13 protein-coding genes are annotated in these 14413 nt (G+C 46.9%); 8 read left to right on the top strand and 5 right to left on the bottom strand.

Annotation, left to right across the window (positions count from 1 at the left end; all coding sequences use genetic code 11):
• Positions 1–285 precede the first annotated feature (285 nt).
• Positions 286–621 (bottom strand): hypothetical protein, encoded by a 336-nt coding sequence (locus tag ACYVC2_RS00185; RefSeq protein ID WP_461100237.1) that lies wholly within the window; start codon positions 619–621, stop codon positions 286–288.
• A gap of 585 nt (positions 622–1206) precedes the next feature.
• On the opposite strand from ACYVC2_RS00185, the gene ACYVC2_RS00180 reads away from it, so the two are divergent.
• Together ACYVC2_RS00180 and ACYVC2_RS00175 are read left to right on the top strand one after the other, a co-directional pair.
• Positions 1207–2058 carry a helix-turn-helix domain-containing protein gene (locus ACYVC2_RS00180; protein ID WP_461100236.1) on the top strand — a complete coding sequence of 284 codons (852 nt, stop codon included), beginning with the start codon at positions 1207–1209 and terminating at the stop codon, positions 2056–2058.
• Between the two features lie 23 nt (positions 2059–2081).
• On the top strand, positions 2082–2699 hold the full coding sequence (locus ACYVC2_RS00175) for a DUF2306 domain-containing protein (RefSeq protein ID WP_461100235.1): 618 nt from the start codon (positions 2082–2084) through the stop codon (positions 2697–2699).
• Between the two features lie 351 nt (positions 2700–3050).
• Here the strand turns inward: ACYVC2_RS00175 and ACYVC2_RS00170 are convergent, their stop codons facing one another.
• Together ACYVC2_RS00170 and ACYVC2_RS00165 are read right to left on the bottom strand one after the other, a co-directional pair.
• The gene (locus ACYVC2_RS00170) at positions 3051–3197 is read right to left on the bottom strand and encodes a hypothetical protein (RefSeq protein WP_461100234.1); all 147 of its coding nucleotides are present in this window, start codon (positions 3195–3197) and stop codon (positions 3051–3053) included.
• 301 nt (positions 3198–3498) lie between these two features.
• Positions 3499–3954: a CHRD domain-containing protein gene (locus tag ACYVC2_RS00165; RefSeq protein WP_461100233.1), complete on the bottom strand. Its 456-nt coding sequence runs from the start codon at positions 3952–3954 to the stop codon at positions 3499–3501.
• A gap of 604 nt (positions 3955–4558) precedes the next feature.
• Between ACYVC2_RS00165 and ACYVC2_RS00160 the strand changes: the two genes are divergently transcribed.
• The 3 genes from ACYVC2_RS00160 (at position 4559) to ACYVC2_RS00150 (ending at position 6409) form a co-directional block, all read left to right on the top strand.
• A complete protein-coding gene (locus tag ACYVC2_RS00160; RefSeq protein WP_461100232.1) occupies positions 4559–5173 on the top strand; it encodes a Crp/Fnr family transcriptional regulator in 615 nt (204 codons plus the stop codon).
• 43 nt (positions 5174–5216) lie between these two features.
• The gene (locus ACYVC2_RS00155) at positions 5217–5915 is read left to right on the top strand and encodes an NADPH-dependent F420 reductase (RefSeq protein WP_461100324.1); all 699 of its coding nucleotides are present in this window, start codon (positions 5217–5219) and stop codon (positions 5913–5915) included.
• A gap of 101 nt (positions 5916–6016) precedes the next feature.
• Positions 6017–6409: an ester cyclase gene (locus ACYVC2_RS00150; RefSeq protein ID WP_461100231.1), complete on the top strand. Its 393-nt coding sequence runs from the start codon at positions 6017–6019 to the stop codon at positions 6407–6409.
• Positions 6410–7134: 725 nt separating this feature from the next.
• On the opposite strand, the gene ACYVC2_RS00145 is transcribed toward ACYVC2_RS00150, so the two are convergent.
• Complete coding sequence (locus ACYVC2_RS00145) at positions 7135–9585, bottom strand: ABC transporter permease (RefSeq protein ID WP_461100230.1); 2451 nt, start codon at positions 9583–9585, stop codon at positions 7135–7137.
• 1080 nt (positions 9586–10665) lie between these two features.
• Here ACYVC2_RS00145 and ACYVC2_RS00140 point away from each other — a divergent pair.
• Positions 10666–11544, top strand: coding sequence for a glycoside hydrolase family 16 protein (locus ACYVC2_RS00140; protein WP_461100229.1), 879 nt, complete (start codon positions 10666–10668; stop codon positions 11542–11544).
• On the opposite strand, the gene ACYVC2_RS00135 is transcribed toward ACYVC2_RS00140, so the two are convergent.
• A complete protein-coding gene (locus tag ACYVC2_RS00135) occupies positions 11531–11782 on the bottom strand; it encodes an SDR family NAD(P)-dependent oxidoreductase (protein ID WP_461100323.1) in 252 nt (83 codons plus the stop codon). The genes ACYVC2_RS00140 and ACYVC2_RS00135 overlap by 14 nt on opposite strands.
• 392 nt (positions 11783–12174) lie before the next feature.
• Between ACYVC2_RS00135 and ACYVC2_RS00130 the strand changes: the two genes are divergently transcribed.
• Together ACYVC2_RS00130 and ACYVC2_RS00125 are read left to right on the top strand one after the other, a co-directional pair.
• The gene (locus tag ACYVC2_RS00130; RefSeq protein WP_461100228.1) at positions 12175–12744 is read left to right on the top strand and encodes a Crp/Fnr family transcriptional regulator; all 570 of its coding nucleotides are present in this window, start codon (positions 12175–12177) and stop codon (positions 12742–12744) included.
• Between the two features lie 70 nt (positions 12745–12814).
• Positions 12815–13852 carry an alpha/beta hydrolase family protein gene (locus ACYVC2_RS00125; RefSeq protein ID WP_461100227.1) on the top strand — a complete coding sequence of 346 codons (1038 nt, stop codon included), beginning with the start codon at positions 12815–12817 and terminating at the stop codon, positions 13850–13852.
• The last annotated feature ends 561 nt before the right edge of the window (positions 13853–14413 follow it).

Here is a 14413-nt window from a genome sequence, read left to right as displayed (position 1 = left end):
GGCAGTTGATGATACTGCTAAACGTAAATCATCATAAACCCAAGGGCTTATTCTCTGATCTGACGTGGTGTAGGGTCGGCAACTGAAAATGAGCGGTGAACGAGAAATCATACACCTGACGTGGTGTCTTCAACAGGGGCAAGGACAAGTCTATCTCTTTCACCAGCGTCTTGAAGGCCTCAGGAAGTTTCTGAGCATCGATGAGTTTGCGCCCGCTGACCTCCGCTATCGGCCCGCAACTCACCGCGCCGGGTGTCGTAACTGCCCAGCAGGGTATGAATCGTATCACCCGTATGCCGACTCAGCGTCGAAGCCCAGGCCTGGAGCACCGGCCGGAAGTGTCAGGGAACTGCCTTCTAGCGCCAGCGACTGATACGTGTAGTCGATCTGGTCACGAATCGCAAAGTCGGGATTGGCCGTTGTGTGCGTGCAAAACCGGTCGAGGAGTTGGGACAGGGTTGCACTCAAGGGGATATGGTCGAAATCAGCTAGTCCCAGGTATTTTTCTTTGGGGTGAGACTGTCTTGGGGGTTGTCTCTTGATCAAAGCAAATCCTCTCTTTTTGTTAACGAACGATGGATTACCGCTGAGTTTATAAATGACTTCTTTGTCGAGAATCATAACTCTACAATCATAAGGGAGCTCATGACATTAAACAGTGAGGAGTATTGTTTGGTATCCTATGCTTATCCCTTTAACCCTGCCACCAATTATAAATTATATACTACAACCGATGTAAATTGGCTTAGAAAGCTAATGATAATGAGGCTGACCGATATGCAGACTGGGTCTTTTTATTGATCCGTGAATAAGCTTATAATCGCAGTGAATTCGTCAAGGCCTTGTTGAAAGAAAAAGCGGGGCGAATCCATGTAGAACGCTTACCGGCTTACAGTCCCGAACTGAATCCACCGGGCCGCCGGAGGAGCGGTTGAGTTAGTATGGACTTATCTGAAGCGTACCCTAAAATATCAAGTGTTCACCAACTTAGACGAGCTGACCTCAGCGATTTTTGACCAAATCAAACGTTTGGCCGAAAACCTTAAACTGGTACAAGCGTTCTTCTATAAACAAGAAATTGGCTTTAGTACAAGTTAATTCACAGATCTATAAGCTAAAACTAAACGGGAAATTTATTTCAAGAATCAAGAATCATAGTTTTTCCATTCGTGAATAGGAACCGTATTGTACTAAACTAGCAGAGACATGGTAGACGATTATAAAAAAATTGATTTGTTTGGAAAATCATTCATTCAAAAAGTTAGCCTAAAACCACCATTTACATTTGATTTTCCAATTGCGAATCAAGCATGTTTTTTATATATACTGAAAGGGAACATACATTATCAACTTGATAAGGAACAAAAAGAGATCCCTACAAGCTACTCATTGTTTCTAAATTGCATCAACTCAGGACAGCAAATACTGGGCACAAAAAGTAATTGTGAACTGATTATCGTTACGTTCTATCCGGATATTCTAAAGAAAATATATGACCGGGAAATACCGCTAGTACTTCAGGCGCCACAAAACCTAGTTTCAAATCAATCCAGTGAAAAAATAAATAATGACTTTTTAATTCAAAAGTATATTGAAGGCTTGTTATTTTATTTCGAAAACCCATCTTTAGTAAATGAGGATATTCTCATTCTGAAATTGAAGGAAATTATGCTTTTACTTTCGCAAACACAGAACGTGAAGGCAATACAAGTTATTCTATCGCAACTTTTTTCACCAACCACCTATACGTTCAAACAGATCATTGAAGCCCATTTGTTTTCGCAGCTTACCCTGGATGAATTGGCGCAGCAATCGAATCTAAGTATCTCTTCTTTCAAACGAGAATTTGCCAAAGTATATGGCGATACACCGGCCAAGTACATGAAAACCAAAAAGCTTGAAAAAGCGGCTCAACTCCTTTTGGCTTCGGATCAACGCATTACGGACATTGCTTTCGAGTGTGGCTTCAATGACCTGGCAAATTTCACCAAAAGCTTCAGTACCAGATACAATTGTACACCTACAGACTACCGGTTGAAGCTATCGAATAAATCATAGTAAAGATACTTTCGTTTCAACCGTTGATCATTCTGGCTTTTAAAGGTAGCTTATACAGTGAACTAAATTGCCAAACAATTGAACTAAATCATAAAATCCGTCCCCTTTTTTCCCTGCACCTTTGCAGGGTTCAAAAAAAGAAAAAAATGGGACTATCTAATTTAGGCATATTTCACACCGTGATTGGCCTTGTTGCCCTTATCGCGGCCAGCCTATCGTTTATACGGTACGGCAAAGTAAATTTATCGCGCCGTACTGGTAAAATTTATTTTTTCGGTACGGTCATTACGTCGTTAACGGCCCTGGGCATATCGAAACATGGGGGCTTTAATCCTGGTCATGTTTTTTCTATACTCATCGCCATTTTGGTCGTAGTTGCTTTTTGGCTTTATGCTCGTAGAAAAGGCAATAATACCTCTCGTTTTATTGAGAACTTTTGCCTGTCATTGAGTTTTTTCTTATCATTAATCCCTACCGTAAATGAAACATTTACTCGTGTTCCTATTGGTCATCCTTTGGCAAAGGATATTACAGACCCATTGATTGGTAAAACGCTTCTGACTCTTTTAATTCTGTTTATCGTCGGTAGTGTTTACCAAATCATCAAGCAGAAGCGGATTAATAAAATGATCCATGAATAAGGAAATAGTACCTTTATTCACGAGCCTGGTTTCCTTTTTTATTTGAAGCCGTTTCATATACCGTGCACAAAACCATTCAATCCGATTTGCACTTCTTTCTGAAGATGTAAATCGGATTGAATGGTTTTTGATTAAATTGGAAAGTTACGAAACCAGTGTTCTTGACTTCTGACAAAACAAGAGTAATTCAAAAAGGGACGGTTTATACCGCCTACAAGCTGCCAGGTTGCCAGAGAAAGAAAAATTAAAGGAATAACTGAAAAATATGGGCTTAAGCTGACAATCCTTCTACTAGAAACGTAGTTTGTAACCGATCTCAGTGTCAGGACTAAAACTAACTAAAAAACTCGTTTACGTAAACAAGCTTACGCCTTCTAACCCGTTTTCGGCTAAAGCCATAATCATGCTGTTTTCGTCGGCTACCTGAATCGGCAGCTCAATGGGATACTGACTGAGCCGTTCGTAGCCAAACTTAGGATAGTAGGTGGCATGACCCAAGACTACGGTATACGGGGGTAGCCCAGAGATTTAGCCATTGCGTGACTGGCTCGAATTAATTGGATCCAGGTCATAGGGAGCTAACAGAATGAGAGCTGTGTTGAAGTAGCAAATTTCGCGTGTCATAGGAGCGGCTCAACATTGTCTATTGGTTCAGACACTGACGCCTAGCTGTAGCGATTGTCCCAGGTTTGTTCATAGCGTTGACTGTCGGTAGGATGCTCATCGTGAATCCGGTATGCGTTGGTTGACCATAGCGCTTCGATGGGCCATTGGCCTAACTGAGGCTACATATAACAGCCTATTGCTTTATGACCTCGCCCCGGATTTCACCCCCCGGATAAATTGCCGTGTGCAGATCAACATAGTAAAAGCCTGCCACCAGACTGTCAGCCTGATTCTGACTCAGCAGAAATGGGATTCCACTAACATTACCCGATGTGTTACCCGCCGTTGGGATTATAATATCAACAGGACCCGTGCCGTTTACTGACGTTGCTTTGTGCAGGTGAGCCACTACCGCTGGAGATGACAAACCCGAATAGGTAAGGGAGTACTCTAACACTTTGGTTGTCAAATCAAGTTTACCCGTAAACAAACCAGTCGCCGACGTATTAATCGGAATTGGCTTTACCGATTTACCATCGAGCGTCGCTTTCAGGGCAACGGTAGTTGGTGGATTTGCATGATCCTGACAGGACAACTGGGTTAGCCCTAAGGCGAGAGTAGCAAATAGGATTGTGTAGTTAAGGATCATATAGGATTGAGATTAAGCTTGTGTAGTCATGGAAAATCCTGAGCCTGACAAATTACTCTACTGTCCGTTAAATCCGCAAGTAAAGCGACTTATTTATTTGCGCTTAAAAACAGTGCAAAGCAGTAGGATTCAGACAGTTGAGTTTACGCCAGCTGGCGGCAATACGCTTGAAAGGTTTTACCCCTACTCCCTTGACCTACTACCGGGGTACATTCCTTCCGCACAGCGATTGGCTTTTTAAAGGACAATCCGCCCCCTCTCTGCCACTAACAAGGAGTGGTGATTCCAGCAAAATTCCCTGACTCTAACTGGCGTTTTACAGCCGTCTGAAAAAAGGTAAAGTAGAGCCTGTCAGCTAAGTAGTATTTTAGTTAGGTCGGGGTCCACGGGCCCGAATTTTCCGGATCCGTGCCGGTGCCGTTCTGTACGGCAAATACACCCAATCTCAATAAACACTCTAAACTTAGACGAGGGATTTTCTATAATTCGGGCTTTTCAAGAGACGCTTTTTTTACCAATTCGTACCTTAATTTCACTAGCTCGAACTTTTCTTGGATAGGAGTAGTCATGTAGACATCGTTCACAACTCTACCCGCTTAACGAATTGAGCTTAGCTCCCCTGATTAACCACTTTGAGAGCTATATCCCTTTCAAAGAAAGCGAGAAACAGCTCTTGGAAGGCCGAGCTGTTCAGCGTCAGATCAGACGCCGTCAGGCCATCCTGCAAGAAGGGTTTCCCTGTAAGCACTTCACGTTCATTATACAAGGGTGCTTTCGTATGTTTGGGGTTGACGCCAAAGGTGTCGAACATAATCTACAGTTTGCCGCACAGAATGATTGGATTGCCGACATTGGCAGCTTTCATTCGGGTAAACCCAGCAGCTTGTTCATCGAGGCTATTGAACCATCCACGATCCTGCAAATTGAAAAACAGGATTTATATTTTCTTTATACAAACATCCCCAAGCTCGACCGGATTTTCAAAGTCATCGTTGAAAACAAATATGTTGAGCTACAAAACCGGGTCTTGCAGACGATCAGCTCCACGGCACAGGAGCGCTACTTATCTTTTCTGGAACAATACCCTAAGTTAGCCTTACGGCTTCCCAATACGCAAATTGCTTCTTACTTGGGCATCACCCCTGAATTCCTAAGCAAAATCCGAAAAGATCTGGCTTCCTCAGAGCTCAACCGGAGCGCCGGTCCGAACTTAACCTAGTTTAAGGTTATTTCTTAAGCTAGCTTATAAGTGCCTTCCGGCTATCTGCCGGACCTTTGCCTGGTCAACTAATACAAACAAGACCATGACAAAAACCACTAAATCTAAGCTCGCTATTATTGGCCTGGGTACTATCGGTCGTGTATTGGCCACTAATCTAACCAACGGCAATCGGCCTGTCATTCTGGCTGACCGCAATTTTACTAAAGCGCAGGAAGTTGCCCAGCAGGTAGGTAGCCTGGCTCAACCCCTGGAAATAATAGACGCTCTTCAGCAAGCAGATATCATTATCTTAGCCATTTGGTTTGCTTCTATCAAAGAGTTCCTGCAACAGTATGAAGCCCAACTTGAAGGTAAACTTATTGTTGATCCATCCAATCCAATAGCTCCTGATGATAAGGGAGGTTTTGTTAAAACGATTGGAGAAACCCAGTCCGCTGGTCAGATCAATGCCTCATTCCTACCGAAAGGAGCAACGTTAGCTAAAGCTTTAGGCACATTGGGGGCAGCTTCGCTAGCTAATGCCTCTGGTCAGAAGCCCGAACTAGCCGTTTTATTCTATGCCACTGACGATCAGCGCATCGATTCACAAATTAACGAACTAATTGTAGATGCAGGTTTTGAACCGCTGCGGGTAGGTGGCCTGGATCAGTCTATTCGATTGGAAGTATTTGGCGATTTGCACGAGTTTGGGGCATTGGGCAAAACGGTTTCTTTACTGGAGGCTAAGGAAAAACTATGACCCATGCAAAAGAACGGACTCTGTAATTCAGTAACCAGGCGGTTAACAGGAGCGGCTATTAAATCCGAATCAATATGACTTCAGAAAACAACAAACGCATCATGGACCGTTTTGTTGAATTCATCAACACCGCCAGTGAGCAACTTGCCGCCGAACTGATTAGTCCAGACGCGCTCTTTTATGTTCCAGGGCAGCCCGAACCGAAGCGGGGTCCGGCTGGCTACCTCTCGATTGTTGGGATGATACGAGGTGGGTTCCCTGACATTCAATGGACCCTGGAAGAAATGATTGCCGAAGGAGACACGGTAGCCGCCCGCTTTATCATGCGGGGTACGCACCAGGGTAATTTCCTGGGTTTTGCGCCATCTGGGAAGCCTATTCGGGTACAGGCAATGAACTTCTACCGGTTGTCGGCTGGCCAGTTTATTGAAGAGCATGGACAGCCGGATATGTTAGGGTTACTACAACAAATCGGTGCGGTACCCATTCCGTAGTCAGTCGACAAGCGACAGGTGGCCGACCGTCCGCGGCTGGGGTACTATCACAGATGGTCAGAAAATCGGTATCGGACCGCCGAAGCGAGGTCTTCCGCGAGCAGTTTCTGAACCACTAATTAATCAGGATGAGTGGATCGTTGATCGGGCATGGCTTCCAGGCGGCCAAATAAGCGTTAACCAGCTAAAAAATGGAAGCCGGCTGCGGGGCTACTTCATTTCGGTACCCGTTCGTAACTGCGCCCGGAAATCATTAATTAATGATGGTTGGCAGCAGGCTGATCATGCTTCGGCTTTATCGCTTACGGGCACGCTCGAAACAATCGCAAACTTGGTGGTGGTTACGTCGTTTTCAATAAAAAACGATAGGGGCCATTTGCGAAGGTAACTGACGAACCTGATTTGGAATAGTTAAATCGATGGTCAAACGAAGCTTCCTGCTGCTCACGAATGGCGACAGGAAACTGTTGGGTAGCGGTGATGACCGGTCTAGGGTCGGACTGAAGCGTCTTGGCTACAAAAGCGAAACTAAGTATATAGCCAGCATTAACCCTAAACGAGGGAGCGTTCTGCCGGTGAAATGGTTATTTGAGACTGGACCTCAAAGAGAATGATTTTGCCTATACAACTACTGTACCTATCTCTTTAACTGGGCGTTTAGCGAGATGGATAAAAACAGCAAACACATCCACAATTGATCAATGCATTTGCCGTTTACCAAAGCGTTATTCACTACGCAGGCTCTTCACCGGATTCATCAGAGCGGCTTTCACACTCTGGAAACTGACCGTCAGCAATGCAACCCCAATTGCCAGTAAGCCAGCCAGCCCAAACATCCACCACTCGATGGCGATCTTATAGGTGTACTTCTGAAGCCATTTATCCATGATATACCAGGCTACCGGCGCACTCAGCAGCAAAGCGATCAAAACCAGTCGAACAAAGTCGAGCGAAAACAAACCCAAAATCTGAGCGATTGAAGCACCCAATACTTTACGGACACCCACTTCTTTGGTACGAGTTTCGGCCATGAACGCCACAACTCCATACAGACCCAAGCAACCTATAAACAGGGCGATGCTTGCCAATAACTGGAACAACGAGTAGAGCTGTTCTTCACTCTTATAAAAGTTTGCCAGCGTCTCATCCAAAAATTCATAGCTAAAGACGAAGGCAGGGAAAGTCGCAGTCCAGGCGGTTTGAACCTGTTTTAGGAGTTGACGGATGGCCGCCGGGCCGCCCGACCGGGTCGACAGTTTAAGGGCGAGCGTTCGATAATTACCCCGCTGGGTTGTCAAGACACTTGGCTCGACGCCATCCCGCAAGGAAAACAGGTTAAAATCTTTTACCACACCCACAATGGGCTTTTTTACCGACTCACCAGCCACCCTCATCTGCTTGCCAATCACCTGCTCGGGTTTTTGAAAGCCCAATCGTTTCATAAACGTCTCATTGATGATGAGCTCACGGATGGAATCAGCTGGTTGATACAGGCGTCCGGCCAGTAATTTTAGGCCGTACGTGCGCACATACGCCGTATCGGCGGGGCGCATCACTACGCCGTAGCCGGGGTCTTTGTCGTCCTGTCCGAACCGAAAACCCGTTGTCCAGTTAGAGGTTGATGAGGGGGAAGTCATGCCGAAGCTTATGGACTGGATGGCAGGGAGACTGGTCAGCTTGGCTCGCAAACTGGCTAGCTGTCCCGGTTCATTTTCGGGTAATGGGATCGTTAAGACGGCGTCTTTATCATAGCCTAGATCGGCGGAGCGAAAATAGCTCATCTGATTGTAGGCGATGATGGTGCTAATGAGCAGTAGCTGAGAAATGGCAAACTGCCCCACAATCAGCCCCCGGCGAAGCGCCAACTGACGACCTGCTCCGGCCGACTGAATTTTACCTTTAAGGGCCAAAATAGGTTGATAGCCTGACAGAATTAACGCCGGATAAAATCCCGACAGAAGGGTAGTCAGTACGCCTAGGGTCAGTAAGAACCCAAGCGCCATTGGACTGAGTAAGCTTACGGCTCCCGGCTTGATATTGAGCAGTTCACCAACGTAGGGCAAAGAAAGCTGGGCAACAGCCACGGAAAGGACTACCGCCATCCCGGTTAATACACTGGTTTCACCCAGAAACTGACGAACCAGTTGCCCACGCGTGCTGCCCAGCACTTTGCGAACCCCCACTTCTCGGGACCGGCGTATGGCCTGTGCGGTGGCTAGATTGACAAAGTTGATACAGGCCGTTCCTAAGATAAAGAGCCCAATCAACACCATCGCCCAAATCATTTCGATGCTAATACTTCGTTGGGCGTAGTTGGTGAGGTTGGTGGCAAAATGAATATCAGTCAGCGGTTGTAAAATGTAGGCCAACGTTTTGGCCTCTTCCGGGGCATGGTATTTTTTGACAAAGTCGACTAACTGACGTTCCATCCGGGCGGCTGGTGTCTCCGATCCGCCGGAAGCTGGGGGAAGCATCATATAAATCTGGGCTCCCCCATAAGTCGACCTCCAGTCGTCGGGGGGCGACGTACTGCCATAGGCCAGCACCGACGCATGCGTCAGAAACACCTCGAATGGCAGGCTGCTCGTTGCGAGCGGATCCTCAACAACGCCCGTTACCACAAAGTCCATCCGGTTATCCAGTCGGATGATTTTGCCCATCGGATTCATATCACCAAAGTATTTATGAGCAATTCTTCTTGAGAGCACAACGGTGTTGGGGTTAGCCAGCGCCAATTGTGGGCTGCCTTTCACCCACCTATAGTCAAAGAGATTAAAGTATTCCGGTTCAGCAAATGCGATGACGCCATCCGTTTCCTGAAATCGTTTGGTCTCGGTAGTCGCCCGGCCCGCAATGGCTACCACGGCCGATTTAATCCGGGTGACCAGGGTAAGCTGGTGTTTTAACTCCGGAAAATCATTGCGGAGCGCAGCCAGCGCCGGAAACGGGATTCCCGTATTTGGCTTGCCCTCAGGGGCCGTTTTGTTCACCCCGAGCATCCGGTAAATACGGTCGGCATTGGGGTTGTGCCGGTCAAAGCTGAGCTCATAGCGAACGGTAACGAACAATAATAAACAGCAGGCAAGGCCTAAGGTGAGGCCCAGCACATTAATACTGGCGTAACTCCAGTTGCGCCTAAGGGCGCGCAGAGCGGTAATGAACTGGTTGCGTAGCATTGACTAGTTACTTCATTTATTAGGGCGCCACGGAGTGGTCCAGCTACAGATGGCTCAACTACTATACCACAAGTCAAAATCCCTTCCTGGATGCTATAAGGGGCAATAGGACACCCAATGGCTGTACGATTTCGGACAGTTCGAGCACGACTGTCCGGTATTGTCAGGGCGTGCTGAGCGTTATTAGTCCATCAAAACGAATACCCCTTTGTATTCCCAATTAATGATTGATAGGCCCACTCACCGGCCTGTCCCCGTGAAAATCGCAGCTCAGGTGGTTTCATAGTTGATCAGGTTTAAAACCACTCAAGACCACTGGCATTTTATTCTCAAAATACCCTTCTACTTGAGACGAAGGATCGTTCATGTATCTGCCTTATAATTCGGGCGTTTATAGAGCCACATGTAGACATATGGACTCGTTTATCTTAAGTAAGAGCGATTCCTGTGATCAAAACGATACCAGATCAGATCTTCTTTCGATCAGGACAATAAAAGATGCAGTAAGTCATGCCTAAATTAAATCCGGCATGGCAATGAATGGCGCCCAAGAGCCACTGGGGTGGGTGCAAGACGACTAACAGGCCCTGGGCCTGAACTACGGGGTAAATACCACCTTTAGTTTCTCGAACTTCTCAGCGGGTCTGGCCGTGGGAAAGAAAGAAGTATGATGTGAACCGTATGCTACGAATTGAGCCGCGGTGGCCGGTCTGCCGGTGTAGGACCACTGAACAGATAGCAAAGCACTAGTCAGCAGTAGTAAAACGAAACCTTTCGGGAAATGCTCCCCTCTGTGAGATACAGTTCTTTTGAGAAGATGCTGTGTAAAATTTGTCGCTCCTTAAGCATGTTGACCATTTGTCCAATCGTTACAGGGTTCCCACTGGCGGACATAAAAAGACGCACGCTCATTCGCCTGATGAACCAATGAATATGCTGAGACGAGTCAAAACTACGGTTTCCATAGTAGCTTTATTACTTGGTTCCTAAGTAAAACCCTGTAAGGGCATACGGTATTGGTGGCGCTTATTAAGGTTTGTCTATTTTTGGAATGTTGATCAAAGTACAGACGCTTCCCTGATGAAAAAACAACTCATGCTCCTTGTTCTGGTCGGTTTGTCCGCCAGCGCACAGTCTCAACCCTTCCAGAAAGCCTTTAAAGAAGAGTTCAATAAACCAACTTCCCCTTATTTCAACTACGGCTCGACAGGCCAGAAACTCCCGTTCAAATACGCTCAGGGGGTCGCTTCATCAACCGAACCCAAAACCACCATTCTTTCCTTTAAGATCAATCCGGATGAAGCCGCCGGGGCGGGTAAGGGGCCCGAAATCATTTCCACCAACTTCACGCATTTCGGCACTTATTCGGCTCGTCTGAAGGTGCCTGCCGTTACGACGATACAACCTAACGTTGGGGCCGTGGTAGGGTATTTCACCTATCACGTGGATAGTATTCCCGGCCTGAGCGAGATTGATATCGAGTGGCTCATTGCCGACCCCACCATTATTTATATCGGCACTTGGACAGGACATGCTGGCGCCTTGCAGCGGGTTGGCCGGACAATCAATCTAGCTAAAGGCATTATTTACACCACCGAACAGAAAATTAACTACGATGGTACGCCCACCCCCTTGACGGGCGCGCAGAACCAGCCCGAAACGCTCCCTCCTTTACCCGGCTACGATGCCTCCTCGCAGTTTTACACCTACGGCTTCGACTGGTATCCTGATCGGCTGCGCTGGTGGATGCTTCACCCCATCACGGGGGAAAAACTTGTGCTCTGGGATTACCAGGGTTCATCGTTAGGTATTCCCCAGAACGCATCGCGCTACCGGATGAACTTCTGGCATACCAACAACTGGTCGGTTGAGACCAATCCGCTGTCAACGGAAGCGCCTAAAAACCCCTACCAATTGGAAGTGGACTGGATGGCTTATAAACCACTCAAGCGCCCTTGATGGTGCAAGCCCCTGCATTATTAAACACTACATCGATAGAGCCCATTGGCAGTGCTGTTTGTGAGGTTTTATCAATTTGCTTAGGGTCGGTCACATCCAACACTAGCAGGGTAATACCCTCGATCTGATCCAGCTCTGTCTCGTTTTCGGGCTTGCGCATGGTGGCGATTACGTTCCAGCCCTTTGCTGCGAATAGTTTGGCTGTTGCTTTGCCAATGCCTGCCGAAGCGCCAGTAATGAAAAAGGTTTAAGTAAGAACAAACTAAGGTTGTGGTCTATAGCAGCCATTCAATATGGCAGGCAAATTGGCACTCAAATCGGACATGGTATGGGGTTACGTGAATTCTTACGAAAAAGCTCTCTCTTGAAACGGAGGATCGTCCGTATGCTTATTTCTTAAATGGGGCGTTTGTCTGAAACACAAATTGCCGGAGCGGGATCGTGATTTTTCGGGGCAGCAGTCGGTATGCCGACCCGGGTCGAGCGTCCAGGCCGTACTGTTTTTAAACGCCGAGACTTACCTAGTTGCGTAAAATTAATTCGTTACACTTTGCCACATTTTAACTTGCTTAACCGAAATTGCTGATTAACGTAGTGGTCCTGAGTCGCTAGCTTGTATCTATCCTATCGATGCATCCTGCTCTTCAAACTTTTCTGGCCGGTAAGCTATCGCTATCAGCTGAGCAGGCTTCAGTCGTTAGCAGCTACTTCAAAACCAAATTCACCAAGCGTAACGAAATCCTCGTTGCCAAAGGCAGTGTGGCTCGCTACGTTTATTTCGTCGTTAAAGGGTATCTGCGCGTATTTTTGACCGATGAGCAGGGAAACGAGTCAACTCGTTTTCTGGTCTTTGAAGGCCGTTTTGGTACGGCTTTCCCCAGCTTTATTCTCCGGCAACCTTCGGTCGCTTCGGTCCAGAGTCCAGAGCCATCGGAATTACTCATGATCAGTTATGAGGATCGACAGGCTCTTTATCAGCGTATACCCGGCTGGGAAACCATGGATCGAATTGGGCTTGAACTCGATTACATTGAGTCCATTCAACGCATTGAAAGCTTTATTTCGTTGGACGCCAGAGCTCGGTTTGATACCCTCCAGCAAACCAATCCAGAGATTATTCAACGCTTACCGGCTAAAATTATCGCCGATTATCTGGGCATTTCTCCGGAGACGTTGAGCCGCTTAAAGACAAAAAGATAGTTTATTGATTTTTGTCAATCTTTTTGCCCTACGCTGCTGCTTGTTTTGTACTACCAAGTCAAGACAAACCATGCACAAATTACGGCTCCTTATCCTTTACTGCCTGCTGGTGCCCCACATTACCGGTGCCCAGCATCCACCGACTATGCAGATCGGTCAACAAACTTTTTCGTTCATGGACCAAAGCCGTCATCGTCCGGTCGTGACGGAGATATGGTACCCAACTGATGACACCTTGAAAGCGAAGGATAAGGGTTTCTCGCCCTTCATCCGGCAGTATACCGTGCGAAATGGGCGGTTACCTACTCACAAATTGCCCTTAATTATGCTGTCACACGGTACCGGGGGCGGGCGGTTGACGATGGAGTGGCTAGCGCAGGGGTTGGTTCAAAATGGATTTATGGTGGCCGCAGTTGACCATTGGGGGAATACGTTTGATAACAAAGTGGCCCTCGAATTTCTTAAACCCTGGGAGCGCCCGCTAGACATTAGTTTTGCATTGACGGCTCTGCTGACAACGACCGCTTTTCGCACGGTGATTGATACGCAACGCATTGGCGGAGCGGGTTTTTCCTTTGGAGGCTATACGGTTATTGCTCTGGCTGGGGCGGTGCTGGATTATAACGCCTTGCTTGCTTATTATAAAACGACGGGTCGCCAGGAGATCGATATTCCAGAACTACCCGGCGTAGCCCAGTACCTGGATAATCCCTCACTCAAAGCTGCCATCAAGCAGATTCCTTCGCTGGAGGAACATCGCCTACGTGCATTTCTGGCTATATCACCTGCGCTTGGTCAGGGTTTTCAACGAAAAGATCAGATGAAAGCCATTCACGATCCCGTGTATATTATGGGCGCTCAAAACGATCGTATGGCCCCGGTAAACACGAACGCTCGTCACTTCCATGAACTCATATCCAAGTCTGACTACTATGAATTTGGGGGCAAAACCGGGCACTACGTTATGCTGAACGAAGCGATTGAGGAAGTCAAGAAATCGGACCCGATTTACTTTTCCGATGAGCGTACTGTCAATCGCCACCAAGTTCACAAGGAAGTAATTCGTTTAGCCACTCAGTTTTTCAGAACCAAGCTGTCTGGCTATTAATCAAGGAAGGTGTACTGGTCGCGACTTGAACCGGACTCTTATGCTTTAATTGATCTTGCCGTCACAAGTTTCCTGACCTTACATAAATCAGCCTCCCTGAGACGATTATAGTTTACTCCACTGCTGCTCAGGAGGGTTTATCGTGACTATAGATTGAAGCGTACTCATTTGAAACGACCCATGCTGCATCCAAGTTTATTACCATATAAATCGATCTTTAGCCGTTTAGAAGCCCATTGACAAACAATCCCAAAGGCTGTTTGTCAATGGGCTTCTAAAGAACGAAACGGGTGACTCGTCTTGATCAACTGCTTAGTCCTTATTCAGTGGGCTTATCCATTTATTTTATCATTTATGCTGGCAATAACTGACATTTTAGGAGCCTGCGCTGTTTAACAAAGCGTACATCAAAAACTTTTTCCCTACCTTGCATATCGACTTATTAGCCCATTAAAGTCGCTGGGCCGATAGTAAATTGACGTCTGCTGACTGAATAGTCGGCGGGGTATAAACCAGCTTAGCAAACTTGTCCATAAACGGCTACTGGCTAGTACTCTAGAC

Source organism: Spirosoma koreense (genome assembly GCF_054777875.1).
Note: the sequence above shows the minus strand (reverse complement) of the source record. Positions and strands in the feature narration are given on the sequence as shown.

What these genes read in the sequence shown, in the direction of transcription:
- ACYVC2_RS00140 (WP_461100229.1), top strand. Translation starts at nt 10,666, where the DNA reads ATGAAAAAACAACTCATGCTCCTTGTTCTGGTCGGTTTGTCCGCCAGC.
- ACYVC2_RS00145 (WP_461100230.1), bottom strand. Translation starts at nt 9,585, where the DNA reads ATGCTACGCAACCAGTTCATTACCGCTCTGCGCGCCCTTAGGCGCAAC.
- ACYVC2_RS00150 (WP_461100231.1), top strand. Translation starts at nt 6,017, where the DNA reads ATGGACCGTTTTGTTGAATTCATCAACACCGCCAGTGAGCAACTTGCC.
- ACYVC2_RS00185 (WP_461100237.1), bottom strand. Translation starts at nt 621, where the DNA reads ATGATTCTCGACAAAGAAGTCATTTATAAACTCAGCGGTAATCCATCG.
- ACYVC2_RS00130 (WP_461100228.1), top strand. Translation starts at nt 12,175, where the DNA reads ATGCATCCTGCTCTTCAAACTTTTCTGGCCGGTAAGCTATCGCTATCA.
- ACYVC2_RS00125 (WP_461100227.1), top strand. Translation starts at nt 12,815, where the DNA reads ATGCACAAATTACGGCTCCTTATCCTTTACTGCCTGCTGGTGCCCCAC.
- ACYVC2_RS00180 (WP_461100236.1), top strand. Translation starts at nt 1,207, where the DNA reads ATGGTAGACGATTATAAAAAAATTGATTTGTTTGGAAAATCATTCATT.
- ACYVC2_RS00165 (WP_461100233.1), bottom strand. Translation starts at nt 3,954, where the DNA reads ATGATCCTTAACTACACAATCCTATTTGCTACTCTCGCCTTAGGGCTA.